Below are 17,341 nucleotides of genomic sequence, written 5' to 3'. Positions count from 1 at the left end.
CGAAGTGTCGCCGGTGCGAGCAGATGTTTTGAACGCGTTCAAGAATCTGCGCTAAGCTTGTCCCCTGAGCCGAGGGGGAGTCTCATGAAGATCGTGATACCCGGGGGGCCGGGCATTTGGGCGTGATCCTGAACCGCGCGCTGACCGCTGCGGGGCATGAGGTCGTGGTCCTGACGAGGCGGCCGGTGCGCGACCGTGAAGTCCGTTGGGACGGTAAGAGCATAGGGTCCTGGGCCGAGGTGATCGACGGCAGTGACGTCGTGATCAACCTGGCCGGGCGCAGTGTCAGCTGCCGCTACACCGCAGCCAATCTGCGGGACATGATGGACTCGCGGGTGCACTCCGCCCGGGTCGTGGGGGAGGCGATCGGGGCCGCTGCCCGGCCTCCCCGGGTCTGGCTGCAGATGAGCACCGCCACCGTCTACTCCCACCGCTTCGACGCGCCCAACGACGAGGCGGCGGGTGTGATCGGCGGCGCCGAGCCCGGAGCTCCGGGGTACTGGGCGTACAGCGTCGAGATCGCCAAGGCATGGGAGGAGGCGCAGGAACGGGCCGAGACCCCGCGTACCCGCAAGGTCGCGCTGCGCACCGCCATGGTGATGAGCCCGGATCGCGGCGGCGCCTTCGACCTCCTGTTGCGGTTGGCGCGGCTGGGTCTCGGCGGGCCGGTCGCGGGCGGCGGGCAGTACATCTCCTGGATCCACGACCGGGATTTCGTCCGCGCGGTCGAATTCCTGGTCGCCCGGGACGACTTCAGCGGACCGGTGAACCTCGCCGGGCCCGCCCCCCTGACGCAGCGCGCGTTCATGCGTACGCTGCGCGGGGCTCGCGGCATCCCGGTCGGTCTGCCTGCGACGCGGTGGATGGCCGAACTCGGCGCCTTCGCGCTGCGTTCGGACACCGAACTCCTGCTGAAGAGCCGTCGTGTCGTCCCCGGCCGGCTGCTCGGAGCGGGCTTCACCTTCGACCACCCCCAGTGGGCGGAGGCCGCCGCCGACCTCGTACGACGCGTGGACGCCCGGCCCCGGTGACGCTCCGAACAGTTCTTCGAAGACGTGCCACCATTTGCCTACTCGCAGCGTCTCAGGTGGCGAGGTTCAGGAGAAGTGAGAAGGAGGACGGATGACGGAGCGCAGCGACAGCGGCTCGGGGCAGGGCCGCCGCTGGGGGCGGGCGTCGCGGCTGACGGTGGCCGGGCGGGTGATGGCCTGTGGGGCCTCCCTCGCGATGTTCGGCGCGAGCGGCTTCACCTGGTACACGTACCACTCGCTCAGCACCGGCATGACGACCTCGAACGCGCTCGAGCCGGTCAAATTGGCCGCGCCGCCGCGCGTTGTGGACCGGACGGGCCACCTGGACAAGGCGGTCAACCTGCTGCTGATCGGTCTGGACAGCCGCCGGGACCAGGACGGCAAGGCCCTGCCGCAGGACGTCCTGGAGAACGAGCTGCACGCGGGCTCGACCAGCGACATCGGCGGTTACAACACCAACACCCTGATCCTGATGCACATCCCGGCGGACGGGGGAAAGGTCGAGGCCTTCTCGATACCCCGGGACGACTACGTCGATCTGATCAACGCGCCCGGCAAGCACCCGCTCGGCAAGCACAAGATCAAGGAGGCGTACGACCGGGCCAAGTACTACGCCGAGGAGGAGTTCTCCAAGCAGGGCGTCACGAATCCCGTCGAGCTGGAACACCGGGGGCGGGAGGCCGGCCGCCAGGCCACGCTGCTGACGGTGCAGAACTTCCTCCAGATACCGATCGACCACTTCGCCGAGGTCAACCTGATCGGCTTCTACCATGTCGCCGACGTGCTCAAGCCCATCGAGGTCTGCCTGAAGCACGCGGTCAAGGACCCGATCGTCGCCCGTACCGCCACCACCGTCGGACACGGCTCCGGCGCGGACTTCCCGGCCGGCCCGCAGCAGCTGAACGCCGCTCAGGCGCTGTCCTTCGTCCGGCAGCGGTACGGGCTGGACGGGGGCGACCTGGACCGGACCCACCGTCAGCAGGCCTTCATCGCCGGGGTCACCAAGAAGCTGAAGGACGAGGGGATCTTCGGCGACCTCGGCAAGATGCAGAGCCTGATCGACGTCGCGAAGAAGGACGTGATCATCGACAGCAGCTGGAACGTCCTCGACTTCGCCCAGCAGGTGCCCAACCTCACCGGCGGCAACGTCGAGTTCAACACCCTGCCGATCGAGACCCAACCCGACCTCGGCGGCCAGGACGGGGACGTGAACACCGTCGACGTCGCGAAGATCAGAGCTCTGGTCAAGCAGCAGATAGCACAGGCGGCCGGCCCGACGACGGCTCCCGCCGCCGCCCCGTCCGCCACCGCCGGGTCCACCACTGCCGGGTCCGCTCCGACCGGAACGCCGACGGCGGTGACCGGCACTCCCTCCGGCACTCCCTCGGGCACCCCCTCGGATCAGGTGCAGCAGGAGCAGTCGTCCGGCTCACCGGCCACCCAGGCCGACCAGTTCACGGGCGACGCGGTCGAGGGCGGCAAGATCCCCTGCGTCAACTGACCGTCCGCAGGGACGGTACGTGCTGCGCCGGGCCCGATAATCTGCCGCTTTCTCCCCCGGACGGCGTAGCGGCCGGTTAGCGTCGAGCCATGACTGATGACCTGAGCATCGTGACGAAAACGGTAAGGCTGCCGAGCCGGCTGGTCCACGAGATCGAGGAGCGCGCCGACTTCAACCGTTTCTTGGTCGAAGCGGCGGAACGGGCGCTCGCCCTGATCAAGACGGCCGAGATCGTGGAGGCGCACCAGGCCGAGCACGGGGTGTTCACCCCCGAGCAGATCGCGCACGCGCGCCGGGCCTGGCACAGCGAGGCGGTCGCCGCTGCGGGCCGGGGCGGCCGGGAGGACTGAGGACCAGGGCGTCCCGGGGCCGTCCCCGGCAGAGCGGGCGCCGGCCGACCGGGCAGCCCGGGGACCCCCTCGGCCGAGATCGGGATCGAGGGGGTCTGGCGGATAAGTTCGGTGCGGGGAAGGGGAGTTCATCTCGCGCTGGTGAAGGACTAGCCCTGCGTCGTGGCGCCGGTCGCGGCCTGCTGGGCCAGGCCGCTGCCGTCGCCTTCGCCGGAGGTGGTGAGGGGCAGGCCACTGTGGGCGGAGGTGAGGGTGTAACCGCCGGTCGGGGCGGGGGTGATCAGCCAGTGCTGGTTGCGCCCGCGGCGGCGCCGAGCGCGCACAGGGTCGCGAGGAGCAGGGATCGGATGCGCGTGGGTGTCTCCGTTTGATGACTGGGGGGCTTGTGCCATCTGCATGGTGACTGTTCGTCAGAATCGGCTCCGGGTCAGGAACCGGCCAGGACTCGCAGCAGACGCGCCACCTCGGTCGCGACGGCGGCGCGGGCGGGGCCGAGGTACTTGCGGGTGTCGGCTACCTCGGTGTGGGTGTCGAGGTAGCCACGGACCGTCTGGGTGAAGGTCTTGTTGAGGTGGGTGGAGATGTTGACCTTCGTCATTCCCGCGCTGACGGCCTTGGCGAGGTCCACGTCCCCGACGCCGGAGGAGCCGTGCAGCACGAGCGGCGCGTTCACGGCCGTGCGCAGCCGGGAGATCAGGGCGAAGTCGAGCACGGCGTCCCGGGTGAGCATCGTGTGGGAGCTGCCGACGGCCACGGCGAGCGCGTCGACGACGGTCGCGGCGACGAACGCCCGCGCCTGGTCCGGGTCGGTGCGCACGCCGGGGGCGTGGGCGCCGTCCTTGCCGCCGACCTCGCCGAGCTCGGCCTCGACCCAGACGCCCCGGCTGTGGCAGTACTCGGTGATCTCGCGGGTGGCGGCGACGTTCTCCTCGTACGGGAGCTTCGCGGCGTCGAACATGACGGAGGTGAAGCCGAGTTCGACGGCCTCGCGGATCAGGTCGGCCGACTCGGCGTGGTCCAGGTGGACGGCCACGGGGACGCTCGCCGTCCGGGCGATGGCGAGTGTGGCGAGCGCGATCGGCTCGAGGGCGCCGTGGTAGCGGGCGGTGTTCTCGCTGATCTGGAGGATCACCGGGCGTCCGGCGGCCTCGGCGCCGGCCACGATGGCCTGGGCATGCTCCAGTTGGACCACGTTGAATGCGCCGACTCCCTGCACGAGTTCGGTGGCGGCCTGGACTATCTCATCGGTGGGTGCGAGCGGCATGGACTTCCTCCACGGGTACGGCGGTGCGGAATCGGTGGTAGGTGTCGGCGTCGAAGTCGCCGGCCACCGGGCAGGGGACGGCGGCGGCGGACAGGGCCACGGCTTCGCGCAGCGTGTCGGGCCAGGGCGTGCCCGCCGCGAGTCCGGCGGCGAGCGCCGCGACGCAGGCGTCGCCCGCGCCGGTCGGGTTGCCGCTGAGCTGCTCGGGGGGCGTGGCCCGCCAACTGCCCTGCGGGGTGAGCGCGTACAGCCCGTCCGGGCCGCAGGAGGCCACCACCGCGCGGGCGCCCAGGCCGCGCAGTTCGGCGGCTGCGGCCGCGAGGTCGCTGCGGCCGGTGACGGCGGCGAGTTCGGCGGCGTTGGGCTTGACCACGTCCGGGCCGGCGCTCAGCGCCGAGAGCAGGGCCGGGCCGCTGGTGTCCAGCACGGTGGCGGCTCCGGCCGCCGAGGCCAGCGCGATGAGCTGCCCGTACGCGTCGGGCGGTGGGCCCGGGGGGAGGCTGCCGGCGAGTACGACGACCTCGGCCCGGCGCACCAACTGTGCGTAGTGCGCCGCGAAGTTCTCCCATTCGTCGGGCCGCACGAACGGTCCGGTCTGGTTGAAGACGGTCGCGTCGCCGTCCTCGCGGGAGACCACGGTGACGGTGCGCCGGGAGTCGCCGGCGATCGGTACGAGCTCGTCGCGCAGCCCGGCTGTGTGCAGTTCGCCGCGCAGCAGGCTGCCGGTCGGACCGCCCGCGAGGCCGGTCACCATGGTCGGGTGTCCCAGCGCGGCGAGCACCCGGGCGACGTTGACGCCCTTGCCGCCGGCGCGTTCGTGCACGGCGTCGACGCGGTGCGAGGCGCGGGGGGTCAGGGCGTCGACGAAGTACGTGACGTCCAGGGCCGCGTTGAGCGTGACGGTGAGGATCACGACGCTCCCGCCGGTTCGAAGCGGGCGGCCTCGCTCACCGCGCGCCAGGCGTGGAGCCCGGCACCCAGGCAGCCGGCCTCGTCGCCCAGCGCCGCGCGCACGACGCTCGGCCGCCGCTGGAAGGTCAGCTGTTCGGCCAGCGCGGTCCGGACCGGCGCGAGCAGCAGTTCACCGGCCTCGGCGAGGCCGCCGCCGAGCACGATCAGCTCGGTGCCGAGCAGCGTCGCGGCGGTTGCCAGGGCGGTGCCGAGCGCCTCGGCCGCTCGCTGCCAGATCGCGTGGGCGTACGGATCGCCCTTGGTCAGCAGGGCGGCGACCTGGTCGGCGCCTTCGACGGCCTGCCCGGAGCGGGCGGTGAAGGCGGCGGCGACGGCGGTCGCGGAGGCCACCGTCTCCAGGCACCCACGGCTGCCGCAACCGCACGGCGAACCACCGGGTTCGACCACCAGGTGGCCGAGTTCGCCCGCGTAGCCGCCGGCTCGCAGCGGACGGCCGTCGCTGATGACGGCGGCGGAGATGCCCGTGCCGACGGCCACGAAGAGGACGTCGCGCGCGCCTCGGGCGGCCCCGAGGAGGGCTTCGGCGTACCCGCCGGAGCGGACGTCGTGGCCCAGGGTGACGGGCAATCCGGTGCGCTGCTCCAGCAGGTCGGCGAGCGGGAGATCGCGCCAGCCGAGGTTGGCCGAGTAGACGGCGCGGGCGAGGTCCTCGTCGACGATCCCGGGGACCACGACCCCGACCTGACGGACCGTCAACTTACGATCGGCGGCCTGCCGTGCGAGTGTCCGCAGGGTGGCGACGGTCGCGTCCACCACCGCGTCCGGGCCGGCCTCCCGGGGGGTGGGCCGGCGCAGCGTCAGCAGGGGCCTCAACTCCCGGTCCAGCACGGCGCCTTTCATGCCGGTGCCGCCGACGTCCAGCGCGATCACGCACTCGCTGGCGTCATGCGGCTCAGGCATGCGAGTTCTCCAGCACGACCGAGCGGGTGAGGTTGAGCGGCCGGTCGGGGTCGTAGCCGCGAGCCTCGGCGATCACAACTGCCAGGCGCTGGGCCTGGATCAGGTCGGCCAGCGGGTCCAGGCTCTCGGTGGCGTACTGAGAATCGGCGTACTGAGAATCGGCGCCCAGCGAGCTGGCGTCAAGGGAGCCGGTGTCCAGCGAGCCGGTGTCCTGGGAGCCGGCGACCAGCGTGCCGCCGACCCGTGCGATGTCACCGGCCAGCCCGGTCGGCAGGGTGCCGAACATCCACGCCACCCGACCGGGCCGGGTGATGCTGATCGGGCCGTGGCGGTACTCCATCGCCGGGTACGCCTCGGTCCAGGCGCCGGCCGCCTCGCGCATCTTCAGCCCGGCCTCCAGCGCCAGTCCGTACGTCCAGCCGGTGCCGAGGAAGGTGAACTGCTCGGCGCCGGTGACCTCTTCGGTGAGCGGCGCGGCGATGGCCCGCTCGGCGTCGTCGGCCGCCCGGGCGACGGTGCGCACACCGGCCGGCAGTGCGTTCTCGGCCTCCAGGTGGGCACGCAGCAGGGCGAGCACGGTGGTGGCGAAGCGGGTCTGCACCACCGACTCCTCGTCGGCGAAGTCCAGGACGGCGACGGCGTCGGCCGCCGTCATCACCGGCGTGGCGGGGTCGGCGGTGATCGCGCTGGTGGGCACGCCGGCTTCGCGGGACTGGGCGAGCAGGGCCAGCACCTCGGTCGTGGTGCCGGAGCGGGAGATCGCCAGGACCCGGTCGTAGCGACGCCCGCTCGGGAACTCCGAGGCGGCGAAGGCGTCCGTGATGCCGTGGCCGCCGCTCTCACGCAGCACCGCGTAGGACTGGGCCATGAACCAGGAGGTACCGCAGCCGATGACGGCGACGCTCTCGCCCCGGCGGGGCAGGGCGGCGGCGAACTCGGCGAGCGAGGCGGCCGCCCGGCGCCAGCAGTCGGGCTGGGAGGCGATCTCGACGGAGGTACGGGAGGGTGTGGTGGACATTCGGGGGCTCCTTCGGAGCGGATCGATGGAACTGGCAGCCAGAGGTGGTTACTTGACGGATCCGGCGGTCAGGCCGGAGACGACCTGGCGCTCGATGAAGGCGAACAGCACGACCACCGGCACGATGGCGATGACCGATCCGGCGAACAGGTAGTTCCACTGGACGGTGTAGTTGCCGATGAAGTTGTTGATGCCGACCGTGAGCGGCTGGCTCTGCGGGACGGTGGAGAGGGTCAGGCCCATCACGAACTCGTTCCAGGCCGAGATGAACGTGAAGATGACGGCGGTGACCACGCCCGGCATCGCCAGCGGCAGGACCACCCGGCGCAGCGCGCCGAGCCGCCCGAGACCGTCGATCATGGCGGCCTCCTCCAACTCCACCGGGATGGAGCCGATGTAGGCGGTGAGGATCCAGATCGCGAAGGCCAGGTTGAAGGCCGCGTTGCAGAGGACCAGCGTCCAGACCGAGTTGAGCATGTCCAGCTGGTAGAACTCGCGGTACAGGCCGACCAGCAGCGAGGTGGGCTGGAACATCTGGGTGACCAGCACGAGCAGCAGGAAGTACTTGCGGCCACGGAACTTGATGCGCGCGGTGTAGTACGCGGCGGGCAGCGCGACCAGCAGGGCGAGCAGCGTGGAGCCGCCGGCGACCAGCAGGGTGACCTTCAGGTTGCCGCCGAGGGTGGAGTCGCGCCACACGTTGACGAAGTTGGACCAGGCGAAGTGGTGCGGCAGGTAGCTCGGGTCGCGCAGTTCACTGGCGGGCCGCAGAGCGGTGATCACCATCTCGGCGTACGGCAGAAGGAAGACCACGGCCAGCAACCAGGCGATCCCGGCGATGACCAGCGTACGCGGCCGCAGCCTCTTCCTGGGGGACTTCAGGGAGTCACGGGACTTGGGGGACTTGCGGGACTTTGGGGACTGTATATGACGATCCATCAGTTCTCGTCCTCGCTCCAGCGGCTGACCTTGAGGAAGACCAGCACCATCACCACGACCAGCGCGAAGTTGACCACCGACATGGCGGCGGACTCGCCGATGTCGGTGTCCTTGAGCTGGTACATGAACACCGTCGTGGTGGCCGTGGCGCTGCTCGGGCCGCCCTGGGTCATGCCCCAGATGATCGGGAAGGAGTTGAAGACGTTGATCAGGTTGATCACCACGCCGACCAGGAAGGCCGGGCGCAGCAGCGGCAGAGTGATCCTGAGGTAGGTCTGCCAGGTGGACGCGCCGTCGACCCGCGCGGCCTCGTACACCTCGCCGGGGATGGTCTGCAGTCCGGCCAGCAGGGTGTACGTGGTGAAGGGGAGCGAGACAAAAATCGCGACGAACATCATCCACGGCCAGGCGGTGGAGGGGTCGCCGAGCCAGTCCTGCGGGCCGCTGATCAGGCCGAGGTCGGTCATCGCGGTGTTGAGCACGCCGGCCGTCTGGTTGAGCATCCACTTGAAGCCGATGGCGGTCATCAGGACGGACGCCGCCCACGGCGCGATCAGCGCCCAGCGGGTGAGCCGGCGGCCCGGGAACTCCTGGTTGAACAGCTGCGCCAGGGCCAGCGAGAGCACCATCGTCAGGGTGACGACGGCGACGGTCCAGATCACCGTGGAGATCAGCACGTGGCCGAGGTCGGGTTCGCCGAAGAGCTTGCGGTACTTGTCCAGGCCGGCCGAGCCACGGACGAAGCCGCTGGTGCTGATCCGCAGGAACGAGGTGTGGACCATCTCGTAGACGGGCCAGAGCACGACGACCATGATCAACAGGATGGCGGGGGCGATCCAGGGCAGCGGGCCGAACCTGCCCGGGCCCGAGCGCCGGGGCTTCGGCCTGCCCCGGCCAGGCCCGGGGGCCTTGGGGGTGGCGGAGGTTTGGGACACGGGTGGTGCCTTCCGTGTGTGTGCGGCAGTGTCTGCCGCACGGCTTGCCGACGTGCGGTGCGTGGGCGGACGGGGGCGGACGGGGGAACGGCCGGCCGGCGCCGGTCTTCTCCCGTCCGCTTCCGGTGGTCAGTCCGGGGGTTACTTGTTGGCGACCGCGTCCTGGGCCTTCTTCTGCAGGTCGCCCAGCACCTTGGCCGGGTCGCCGCTGACGGCGGTGCCGATGCTCTGCTTGATCTGGGCGGAGACGGCGTCCCAGCTGGTGTCGCCCAGCGGGTAGAAGGAGGCGTTCGGGAGCAGGGCGAAGAACGGCGCGAGGTCCGCGTGCTTGCCGCTGGAGGTCATGTCGGCCAGGGTGTCCTTGGTGACTGGCATCAGGTTGTAGGTCTCGTCGAACTTCTCCGTGTTCTCCTTGGAGTACGCGAAGTCGAGGAAGGCCTTGATCTGGTCCTTGTGGCCGTTCTTGTTGAAGGCCATCATCCAGTCGGCCACGCCCAGCGTGGACTTGAGCGCACCGTTCTTGCCGGGGATGGGGGCGACGCCGTAGTCGACCTTGCCGTCCTTGGACATCTGGATCAGCGAGGGGTGGCCGTTGAGCATGGCGGCCTTGCCGGCGGCGAAGTCCGCGAAGGCGGTCTTGCGGTCGGTGGTGGCGGGGTTGGCGTACGTCAGGCCGGGGTCGACGAGGTTGGTCTTGAGCCAGCTGAAGGTGTCGATGTTCGCCTGGCTGTTGAGGGTGTACTTGCCCGAGGCGTCGGTGACGCCGCCGCCGTTGCCGAGCTCCCACATCATGCTCTCGCCCTGGGCCTCCTCGGGACCGAGCGGCAGCGCGTACGGGGTGACACCGGGGACCTTGGCCTTGATCAGGGTGGCGTCGGCCTTGACGTCGTCCCAGGTCTGCGGCGGGGTGGTGATGCCGGCCTGGGCGAAGATCGCCTTGTTGTAGAAGAAGGCGCGGGCGGAGGAGACGAACGGGATCCCGTACTGGGTGCCGCTGACCTGGCCGGCCTTGGCGAAGGTGTCGATGACGTTGGCCTGGGTGGCGGGGGAGAGCACGTCGGAGGCGGGGTAGAGCAGGTTGTCGGCGACCTTGTCGGCGTAGCCGCCGGTCTGCAGGACGTCCGGCATGTTGCCGCTCTGGATCATCGTCTTGACCTGCTTGTCGATGTCGTTCCAGTTGATCACCTGGACATCGACCTTGATGGTCGGGTTGGCGGCCTCGAAGCTCTTGACCAGGTCGTTCCAGTACAGCGTGGAGCTGTTGGACGCCTTGTCGCCGTAGTCGGCCGCGACCAGCTTGAGGGTCACCGGGCCGCTCGCCTTGGGACTACCACCACTGCCGCCACTGCTGCCGCACGCCGCGAGGGTGAGAGTGCCGACTGCACAGACCGCCGCAAAACTGAGCACACGCTTGTTCACTGCCGTTACCGCCTTCGCACCGTCGGACCCGCAGGTGACCGGGTCCACGCCTGGTTTGTCCAGATCTGATGTGCCGGCACCGTGCGTCAAATCCGGCACTTGATGCGTGGAATTGATCAGACCTGGCAAGTTTCGAGCAGATCCGAAAGGGACGCTGCCGCGTCGCGAAGTATTCACGAGGCCGACCCCCAGGTCCAGACGCTGTTACTGGACTGTTGTGATCCACGCCGTTGGCGTGGCACTCAAGGTGCGCGGTCAGTCACACCCGCCCTACCTGGGGCTACACTCCCAACATGCTCAAAGCTGATCGAATCGCGCGCATCCTTGACCACATCGCCAAGGAGGGCAGCGCCGATGTGCATGCGCTCACCGACCTGCTGGGCGTGTCGGGCGCGACGGTCCGCCGTGATCTGCAGACCCTGCACGAGCAGGGACTGCTGCACCGCACCCGGGGCGGCGCGGTGACCGGCACGGTCAACCTGGAGCTGCCGCTGCGCCACCGGGCCGGACGGCAGCAGGTGGAGAAGCAGCGGATCGCCCTCGCCGCCGCCGCGCTCGTCCCGGACGGCGCGGTGGTGGGCATGACCGGAGGCACCACGGTCACCGAGATCGCCCGGGTACTGGCCGACCGCAGCGGGCTCACCATCGTGACCAACGCGGTCAACATCGCCGCCGACCTGATCGTCCGCCCCGACATCCGGCTGGTGGTCGTCGGCGGAAACGCCCGCACCGCCAGCTACGAACTGGTCGGGCCGGCCGCCGAGCGGATGCTGACCCAGTACCACCTGGACATCGCCTTCATCGGCGTGGACGGTCTGACCGCGAGCGAAGGCTGCACCACCCACGACGAGATGGAAGCCCACACCGACCGCGCCTTCCTGCGCAGCAGCGCCCGTTCGGTGGTCGTCGCCGACAACACCAAGATCGGCCGGGTCACCTTCGCCGAGATCTGCCCGCTCGCCGAGATCGATGACCTGGTCACCGACGACCTGCTCGACGAGGAGCAGGAGCGGGCCATCGCCGCCTGCGGCGTCCGGGTGCTGCGCGCCTGAGACGTCCGGGTACTGCGCGCCTGAGGTACGACTTCTGACGCATCGTCAGGAACCCAGGGGGTAGCTCCTCGTGACGTTGCCCTTCGCGTCGGCCTCCAGGTAGCCGCTGCCGTAGTCGTTCGACAGGTAGACGCTGATACCCGGGACTCCGGTGAACATGTCGGCTTCGATGATGAGGTAGGGGCTGTTCGGCTTGGGCACCTTCAGAGTGTCCTGGGCCTTCTGCAGCAGTGCGGGGAGGGCGTCCCAGTCGAAGCCTCGCAGGTCGATGACCTTGTCGACGTCGGTCACGGTGCCGCCCACCGAGCGGGTGACACTGCCGTCGCGGTAGTCGACGGAGTCGTACAGCTCGGGGTTGGCGGCGGTCGGGAAGGTGGCGCTCGCGTACTCCGGATAGATGACCAGCCGGATGACCTTGGTGCCGCCCATGGTCGGGCTCATCGCCGCGATCGTGGCGCGCACCCCGGCCGGGGTGATCAGACCCCCGGTGGGAGCGCTGGGGGTGGAGGGATCGCCTGCAGCGGACGAGGGGGCCGTTGCTGCGCCGGCGGCCGCTGCCGGGTGACTCGCCGCCGGGAGGGCCGGTGCAAGGTGGGGTGCGGTGGCTGCGGTTGTCGGCAGGCCGGTGCCGGTGCCGGTGCCGGGTCTTAGGCTCCAACCGAGGATGCCGGCGACGGCCGTCAGGGCGACAGCGACCGTTATCAGCGTGGTCCGTCGCGGTCCGCCGCGAGCCGGCTGCTTCGGTGAGATCGGGGCGAGGTCGAGGACCGGGGCTGTGACTGGGGACACGGTCGGCGTTCCCGGGGGCGTCGGCACCCAGGTCGGCGAATCGGCCGGCACCGGCGACGCGCCGTACTGGGCCTCGTACCGGGTCTCGTGCCCGGCCTCGTACTCGACCTGCGCGAGCGCCTGGTCGAGTTGGGCGGCGTCCGGGCGGGTCCTCGGATCCTTGGCCAGCAGGGCGCCGAGCAGCGGGCCGAGCGGCCCTGAGCGCACCGGGGGCGGCAGCGGTTCGTCGAGCACGGCGGCGAGGGTGGAGATCACGTTGGCCCGGCGCAGCGGGTGGCGGCCCTCGACCGCGACGTACAGCATCATGCCGAGCGACCACAGGTCGGAGGAGGGGTTGCCCTCCTCGCCACGGATCCGCTCGGGGGCCATGAATTCGGGCGAGCCGATCAGCGCGCCGGTGCTGGTGAGGGCGGTGGCGCCGGACATGGCGGCGATGCCGAAGTCGGTGAGCACCGGGGTGCCGTCGGCGCGCAGCAGGACGTTGCCGGGTTTGACGTCCCGGTGCTGGATGCCGACCGCGTGGGCGGCCCGCAGGGCGCCGAGGACGCCACGCCCGATCCTGGCCGCCTCCGCGACGGTGAGCGGGCCCTGGGCGAGCCGGTCGGCGAGGCTGCCGCCGCTCACCAACTCCATGACGAGCCAGGGGTGGGGATGTTCAGGGCTGTCGACGATGTGGTGGATGATCACCACGTTCGGATGCTGGAGGCGGGCCAGCGAACGTGCCTCGCGCAGCACCCGTTCCCGGGTCTCCCGGGTCTGTGCCGGGTCGGCGGCCGCCATCGCCGGGTCCGCCGGGCGGACCTCCTTGAGCGCGACCTCGCGGTGCAGGGCGTTGTCGCGGGCCCGCCAGACCAGGCCCATGCCGCCGCCGCCGAGGCGTTGCAGCAGTTCGAAGCGGTCGTCGATGAGCCGGGCGTCCAGGCCCCCAGTAGTCATGCGCGCCATCGTAGGAGACCGGACCGACCACAGCCGCCACGGTGGCGGCCTGCACGCGGCGTCCACGGCCTGATCAGGACTCGCCCAGGTGAGCGGCTACGCGGCCCGCCGGTAGCTGCTGCCGTCCCTGGGTCGGGTCAACAGGCCGGCTTCGACCAGGTAGCGGCGCAGTGCCGAACAGTCCTCGTGCACTGTGAGCAGCGCCTGGTTGACCTCGTACTCGCTGTAGGCCCGGTCCCGTTCGAACAGTGTCTCCGTGAGGTGCACGAGCAACTGCTCGCGCCGGGCCGTCTTCCGAGGGACAGCCGTCAGCCGTCCCTGGGAGAACAGGGCGGCCACCCCCGGTGAGCTGCTGGATCTAGTGTCGGACATGGCCGGAAGCCTCCCAGTTGCCCCGACTGCCGGGCAAGGCATTTTCCGTGCCGGTGTGACTGCTCGAACCGGATCGCGCCCGACAGGCGCCGCCCTCGGCCACCCGCACGGTGGGCAGGAGCGGACACCGGCCCGGCTCGGCTTCAGACGTCATCTTGAACATGTTCAAAACTAGGTCTACTGTCGGGCGTACAAGGTTTTGAACGCGTTCGAAACGGAGCTTTCCGATGTACGACACAGTCGTCAGCTATGCCGCCTACCTGCCCGTCGCCGTCGGTGTGACGGTGTGGGTGGCCCGCACTCTCAGCCGCAACGGCCGACTGTTCCTGACCGACGTCTTCGCCGGGGACGAGAAGCTGGCCGACGCGGTGAACCACCTGCTGGTGGTCGGCTTCTACCTGATCAACCTGGGCTTCGTGGTCCTGTGGATGAGGGCCGGCTCGCAGGTGACGGACGTCCAGGGGATCTTCGACTTCCTCTCGATCAAGCTCGGTTCGGTCCTGCTGGCGATCGGCTGGATACACCTGGGCAACGTGTACGTGCTGAACAAGATCCGCCGCCGGGGCGCGCTGGAGCGGCGGCACCGCCCGCCGGTCGCGCCGCAGGGTTGGACCCAGCAGCCGACCAAGGCTTAGACCCTGATGACGACGCCTCCGGCCGAACCGGTGGTCAGCGGGCTCACGGTGCTGCACGATCCCGCGTGCGGGCTCTGCCGGCAGCTGACCCGCTGGCTGCGGGGAGAGATCCAGCTCGTGCCGCTGGAGTTCGTCGCCGTGAACTCCGCCGAGGCCCGGGAGCGATTCCCCGGCCTGGACCATCAGGCGACCCTGGGGGAGATCACCGTGGTCGCCGACACGGGGGAGGTCTGGCGCGGCCCGCAGGCGTTCGTCACCTGCCTGTGGGCGCTGGCCGGGCACCGGCCGCTCGCCCAGCGGCTCAGCACACCCACCGGTCTGCCGCTGGCCCGGGCAGCGGCCTTCGCCGCCGCCAAGTACCGCGCGGCCACGGGAGCTGGCCGTGCCGTACCGGGTGGGCCGCCGGCCGCCACCACGACGCGGGCTGCCCCGGACGGTCCTCCGGGCTGCGCCGACGGAACCTGCTCGGCGTCGGGTTGGACACACCGTTAGCTGGGCCGGCGTCGGCCGGGCCGGCCCGTGCCGGTGAGGGGTCCGCGCGATCGTCCAGGCAGGAGGCGGCCGGATGCCCGTCCGGTCCTTCGGGGGGACCTGAGCCGCAGCCCCGATGTACCGTGTGCGATCCTTTGCTGACGATCAGTCATTTCGAGAAGAGGACGTACCGCGCTTGTTCCGCCCCCGCCACCTCCCCTGTCGCTCCGGCCGTCTCGTACCGTCCGCGCTGGCGCTCGCCGCCGTCCTCGCCGCTTCGCCCGTGACCCCGGCGCTCGCCGCGTCGGCTCCGGCCGCCCAACCGGCCGCCGGTCCGACTGCCACGCCGACCACTGCGCCGACTGCCACGCCGCATCTCGACGCCATCGAGCAGACGCTGCGTCAGGTCTCGCCCGGGCTCGAGGGCCAGGTCTGGCAGCGCAGCAGTGGAAACAGCCTCGACGCATCCGCCACCGACCCGGCCGGGTGGCTGCTGCAGACGCCGGGCTGCTGGGGCGACCCGACCTGCGCCGACCGTACCGGGACGGACCGGCTGCTCGCCAAGATGACCGAGAACATCTCCAACGCGACCCGTACCGTCGACATATCGACGCTCGCGCCCTTCCCGAACGGCGGGTTCGAGGACGCGATAGTGACCGGCCTCAAGGCCTCGGCGGCGGCCGGTCACCGGCTCCAGGTCCGGATCCTGGTCGGCGCTGCTCCGCTCTACAACATCAGCGCACTGCCCTCCTCCTACCGCGACGAGCTGGTCGGCAGGCTCGGCCCCGCCGCCGACAGCGTCACGCTGACCGTCGCTTCGATGACCACCTCCAAGACCTCGTTCTCCTGGAACCACTCCAAGCTCCTGGTGGTCGACGGCCGGAGCGTGATCACCGGCGGCATCAACGACTGGAAGGACGACTACCTCGACACCGCTCACCCGGTGTCGGACGTCGACCTCGCGCTGACCGGCCCGGCGGCCTCCTCGGCCGGTGCCTACCTCGACACCCTGTGGACCTGGACCTGCCGGCACACCGGGGTCTTCTCGGCCGCCTGGTTCGCCTCCTCCAACGGCGCCGCCTGCACCCCGCAGCTCGAGCAGGAGCAGAACCCCGCGCCCGCCGCGCCCACCGGCGACGTGCCGGTGATCGCGGTCGGCGGCCTCGGAGTCGGTATCGAGAGTGCCGACCCGACCTCGACGTACCAGCCGGCTCCGGCCACCGCCTCCGACACCGCCTGTGGGCCGATCGCTCTGCACGACAACACCAACGGCGACCGCGACTACCTGACGGTCAACCCCGAGGAGAGCGCCCTGCGCGCCCTGGTCGCCGGGGCCGGCAGCCACATCGAGATCTCCCAGCAGGACGTCAACGGCGCCTGCCCGCCGCTGCCCCGCTACGACGTCCGGCTCTACGACCTCCTGGCCGCCAAACTGGCGGCCGGGGTGAAGGTCCGCATCGTGGTCAGCGATCCCGCCAACCGGGGCCTGGTCGGCAGCGCGGGCTACTCGAACATGAAGTCCCTGACGGAGATCAGCAAGACGCTGGTGGACCGGCTCGCCACCATCACCGGAGACGCGTCGAGGGCGAAGACGGCGATGTGCCAGAACCTGCAGCTCGCGTCCTTCCGCGCCGCCCCCGACGCGAAGTGGGCGGACGGCCACGCATACCCGCTGCACACCAAGGTCGTCTCGGTCGACAGCTCGACCTTCTACATCGGCTCGAAGAACCTCTACCCGGCCTGGCTGCAGGACTTCGGCTACCTCGTGGAGAGCCCCGCCGGAGCCGCACAGCTCGACGCGAACCTGCTGACCCCCGAGTGGCAGTACTCCCGGGCGACGGCCACGGTCGACTACGCGCAGGGCACCTGCCCGGCCTGAGGCCCGGCCGACGCGCTGCCGTCCCGGGCACTGGAGCTCAACTCATCCCGGGCCGGGGCGCGTTGTCGCCTACGGGAGCGGCGCGGGCCGGAGGTGCGGAAAGACCCGTGGTCCCCCGTCCTGCGACGGGGGACCACGGGCCTTCGGGCGGCGCTGCTGTGAGTTCAGCGTCTGTGAGTCAGCGCCTACGGGCCAGGTGCCTGCGAGGCAGGCGCCGCCCCGTCAGGAGGCGTTGAGGGCGGTGTCGTCGATCACGAAGCTGGTCTGGGCCGAGGAGGAGTTCTCGGTGCCGGTGAACTTCAGGGTGACGGACTTTCCGGCGTAGCTGGAGAGGTCGATGGTCTGCTGGGTGTAGCCGTTGTTGGCGTTCAGGTTGGAGAAGGTCTTGAGCGTGGTGCCGTTGGCGGCGACGGTGAGCTTGTCGGACGCGCTGGTGGTGGTCTTGTTGGTGTCGATGTGCAGCCAGAAGGAGAAGCTGGCCTTGCAGCCGGCCGGGATGGTGACGGTCTGCGACAGGGTGTCGGTGTGGGCGGCGCCGTAGCCGTCCAGCCAGGCGTCCCAGTTGCCGGAGTGGGCGGGCTCACTGACGGTGTCGTTGTTGAGGACACCGGCGGTGGCGGACCACGGGGACAGGCTGCCGGTCTCGAAGCCGGGGTTGCCGAGCAGTTGGCCGCCGCCGGTGCAGCCGCCGGTGCTGCCGTTGACGGTCCAGCTGAAGCTCGCCGAGCCGCTCGCGCCGGTGGTGTCCTTGGCGGTGACGGTGACGGAGGAGGTGGCCGCGGCGGTCGGGGTGCCGGTGATCAGGCCGCTGGCGCTGATCGACAGGCCGGCCGGGAGGCCGGTGGCCGAGTAGGTCAGGGTCTGGCCCGAGGCGCTGT

17 protein-coding genes and 1 pseudogene are annotated in these 17,341 nt (G+C 70.5%); 7 read left to right on the top strand and 11 right to left on the bottom strand.

Annotation, left to right across the window (positions count from 1 at the left end; genetic code table 11):
* Positions 1–84 precede the first annotated feature (84 nt).
* From P3T29_RS27835 to P3T29_RS27825, 3 genes and pseudogenes are all read left to right on the top strand, one after another.
* Positions 85–1,031 (top strand): annotated as a pseudogene (locus P3T29_RS27835) (DUF1731 domain-containing protein).
* Positions 1,032–1,122: 91 nt separating this feature from the next.
* The gene (locus P3T29_RS27830) at positions 1,123–2,532 is read left to right on the top strand and encodes an LCP family protein (RefSeq protein WP_280719417.1); all 1,410 of its coding nucleotides are present in this window, start codon (positions 1,123–1,125) and stop codon (positions 2,530–2,532) included.
* Positions 2,533–2,621: 89 nt separating this feature from the next.
* On the top strand, positions 2,622–2,882 hold the full coding sequence (locus tag P3T29_RS27825) for a hypothetical protein (RefSeq protein WP_280719416.1): 261 nt from the start codon (positions 2,622–2,624) through the stop codon (positions 2,880–2,882).
* Between the two features lie 149 nt (positions 2,883–3,031).
* On the opposite strand, the gene P3T29_RS27820 is transcribed toward P3T29_RS27825, so the two are convergent.
* The 8 genes from P3T29_RS27820 to P3T29_RS27785 form a co-directional block, all read right to left on the bottom strand.
* Positions 3,032–3,205: an RICIN domain-containing protein gene (locus P3T29_RS27820; RefSeq protein WP_280719415.1), complete on the bottom strand. Its 174-nt coding sequence runs from the start codon at positions 3,203–3,205 to the stop codon at positions 3,032–3,034.
* 104 nt (positions 3,206–3,309) lie between these two features.
* Positions 3,310–4,146, bottom strand: coding sequence for a class II fructose-bisphosphate aldolase (locus P3T29_RS27815; protein ID WP_280719414.1), 837 nt, complete (start codon positions 4,144–4,146; stop codon positions 3,310–3,312).
* Entirely contained in the window at positions 4,124–5,059 is a 936-nt protein-coding gene (locus P3T29_RS27810) for a 1-phosphofructokinase family hexose kinase (protein WP_280719413.1), read from the bottom strand. The genes P3T29_RS27815 and P3T29_RS27810 overlap by 23 nt, the downstream gene beginning before the upstream one ends.
* Positions 5,056–6,018, bottom strand: a complete 963-nt coding sequence (locus P3T29_RS27805) for an ROK family protein (RefSeq protein ID WP_280719412.1) — start codon at positions 6,016–6,018, stop codon at positions 5,056–5,058. The genes P3T29_RS27810 and P3T29_RS27805 overlap by 4 nt, the downstream gene beginning before the upstream one ends.
* Complete coding sequence (locus tag P3T29_RS27800) at positions 6,011–7,036, bottom strand: SIS domain-containing protein (RefSeq protein ID WP_280719411.1); 1,026 nt, start codon at positions 7,034–7,036, stop codon at positions 6,011–6,013. The genes P3T29_RS27805 and P3T29_RS27800 overlap by 8 nt, the downstream gene beginning before the upstream one ends.
* 48 nt (positions 7,037–7,084) lie before the next feature.
* Positions 7,085–7,975 (bottom strand): carbohydrate ABC transporter permease, encoded by an 891-nt coding sequence (locus P3T29_RS27795; protein WP_280719410.1) that lies wholly within the window; start codon positions 7,973–7,975, stop codon positions 7,085–7,087.
* Positions 7,975–8,910, bottom strand: a complete 936-nt coding sequence (locus P3T29_RS27790; RefSeq protein ID WP_280719409.1) for a sugar ABC transporter permease — start codon at positions 8,908–8,910, stop codon at positions 7,975–7,977. Before P3T29_RS27790 ends, P3T29_RS27795 begins: the two co-directional genes overlap by 1 nt.
* 141 nt (positions 8,911–9,051) lie before the next feature.
* Positions 9,052–10,329, bottom strand: coding sequence for an extracellular solute-binding protein (locus P3T29_RS27785; protein ID WP_280719408.1), 1,278 nt, complete (start codon positions 10,327–10,329; stop codon positions 9,052–9,054).
* A 293-nt stretch (positions 10,330–10,622) separates the two neighbouring features.
* Here P3T29_RS27785 and P3T29_RS27780 point away from each other — a divergent pair, with 293 nt between their 5' ends.
* Positions 10,623–11,381: a DeoR/GlpR family DNA-binding transcription regulator gene (locus tag P3T29_RS27780; RefSeq protein WP_280719407.1), complete on the top strand. Its 759-nt coding sequence runs from the start codon at positions 10,623–10,625 to the stop codon at positions 11,379–11,381.
* Between the two features lie 45 nt (positions 11,382–11,426).
* Here P3T29_RS27780 and P3T29_RS27775 read toward each other — a convergent pair whose 3' ends face one another.
* Positions 11,427–13,106: a serine/threonine-protein kinase gene (locus tag P3T29_RS27775; RefSeq protein ID WP_280719406.1), complete on the bottom strand. Its 1,680-nt coding sequence runs from the start codon at positions 13,104–13,106 to the stop codon at positions 11,427–11,429.
* Positions 13,107–13,202: 96 nt separating this feature from the next.
* A complete protein-coding gene (locus P3T29_RS27770) occupies positions 13,203–13,478 on the bottom strand; it encodes a DUF2087 domain-containing protein (RefSeq protein ID WP_280719405.1) in 276 nt (91 codons plus the stop codon).
* Between the two features lie 227 nt (positions 13,479–13,705).
* Here P3T29_RS27770 and P3T29_RS27765 point away from each other — a divergent pair, with 227 nt between their 5' ends.
* From P3T29_RS27765 to P3T29_RS27755, 3 genes are all read left to right on the top strand, one after another.
* Positions 13,706–14,113: a hypothetical protein gene (locus tag P3T29_RS27765; protein ID WP_280719404.1), complete on the top strand. Its 408-nt coding sequence runs from the start codon at positions 13,706–13,708 to the stop codon at positions 14,111–14,113.
* 6 nt (positions 14,114–14,119) lie between these two features.
* Positions 14,120–14,605 (top strand): DCC1-like thiol-disulfide oxidoreductase family protein, encoded by a 486-nt coding sequence (locus P3T29_RS27760; RefSeq protein WP_280719403.1) that lies wholly within the window; start codon positions 14,120–14,122, stop codon positions 14,603–14,605.
* 175 nt (positions 14,606–14,780) lie between these two features.
* Entirely contained in the window at positions 14,781–16,463 is a 1,683-nt protein-coding gene (locus tag P3T29_RS27755; RefSeq protein WP_280719402.1) for a phospholipase D-like domain-containing protein, read from the top strand.
* 222 nt (positions 16,464–16,685) lie between these two features.
* Here P3T29_RS27755 and P3T29_RS27750 read toward each other — a convergent pair.
* Positions 16,686–17,341, bottom strand: a 656-nt coding sequence (locus tag P3T29_RS27750) for a putative Ig domain-containing protein (RefSeq protein ID WP_280719401.1), incomplete at its 5' end; no start/stop codon positions are given.

The organism is Kitasatospora sp. MAP5-34, from assembly GCF_029894335.1.
Lineage (GTDB): Bacteria > Actinomycetota > Actinomycetes > Streptomycetales > Streptomycetaceae > Kitasatospora.
The sequence above is the reverse complement of the archived record's forward strand: the minus strand, read 5'-3'. Positions and strand labels throughout refer to the sequence as shown.

Excerpts from the sequence above, each read along its gene's own strand:
- P3T29_RS27770 (WP_280719405.1), bottom strand. The coding sequence starts at position 13,478 with ATGTCCGACACTAGATCCAGCAGCTCACCGGGGGTGGCCGCCCTGTTC.
- P3T29_RS27795 (WP_280719410.1), bottom strand. The coding sequence starts at position 7,975 with ATGGATCGTCATATACAGTCCCCAAAGTCCCGCAAGTCCCCCAAGTCC.
- P3T29_RS27775 (WP_280719406.1), bottom strand. The coding sequence starts at position 13,106 with ATGACTACTGGGGGCCTGGACGCCCGGCTCATCGACGACCGCTTCGAA.
- P3T29_RS27805 (WP_280719412.1), bottom strand. The coding sequence starts at position 6,018 with ATGCCTGAGCCGCATGACGCCAGCGAGTGCGTGATCGCGCTGGACGTC.
- P3T29_RS27760 (WP_280719403.1), top strand. The coding sequence starts at position 14,120 with ATGACGACGCCTCCGGCCGAACCGGTGGTCAGCGGGCTCACGGTGCTG.
- P3T29_RS27830 (WP_280719417.1), top strand. The coding sequence starts at position 1,123 with ATGACGGAGCGCAGCGACAGCGGCTCGGGGCAGGGCCGCCGCTGGGGG.
- P3T29_RS27800 (WP_280719411.1), bottom strand. The coding sequence starts at position 7,036 with ATGTCCACCACACCCTCCCGTACCTCCGTCGAGATCGCCTCCCAGCCC.
- P3T29_RS27765 (WP_280719404.1), top strand. The coding sequence starts at position 13,706 with ATGTACGACACAGTCGTCAGCTATGCCGCCTACCTGCCCGTCGCCGTC.
- P3T29_RS27825 (WP_280719416.1), top strand. The coding sequence starts at position 2,622 with ATGACTGATGACCTGAGCATCGTGACGAAAACGGTAAGGCTGCCGAGC.
- P3T29_RS27780 (WP_280719407.1), top strand. The coding sequence starts at position 10,623 with ATGCTCAAAGCTGATCGAATCGCGCGCATCCTTGACCACATCGCCAAG.
- P3T29_RS27815 (WP_280719414.1), bottom strand. The coding sequence starts at position 4,146 with ATGCCGCTCGCACCCACCGATGAGATAGTCCAGGCCGCCACCGAACTC.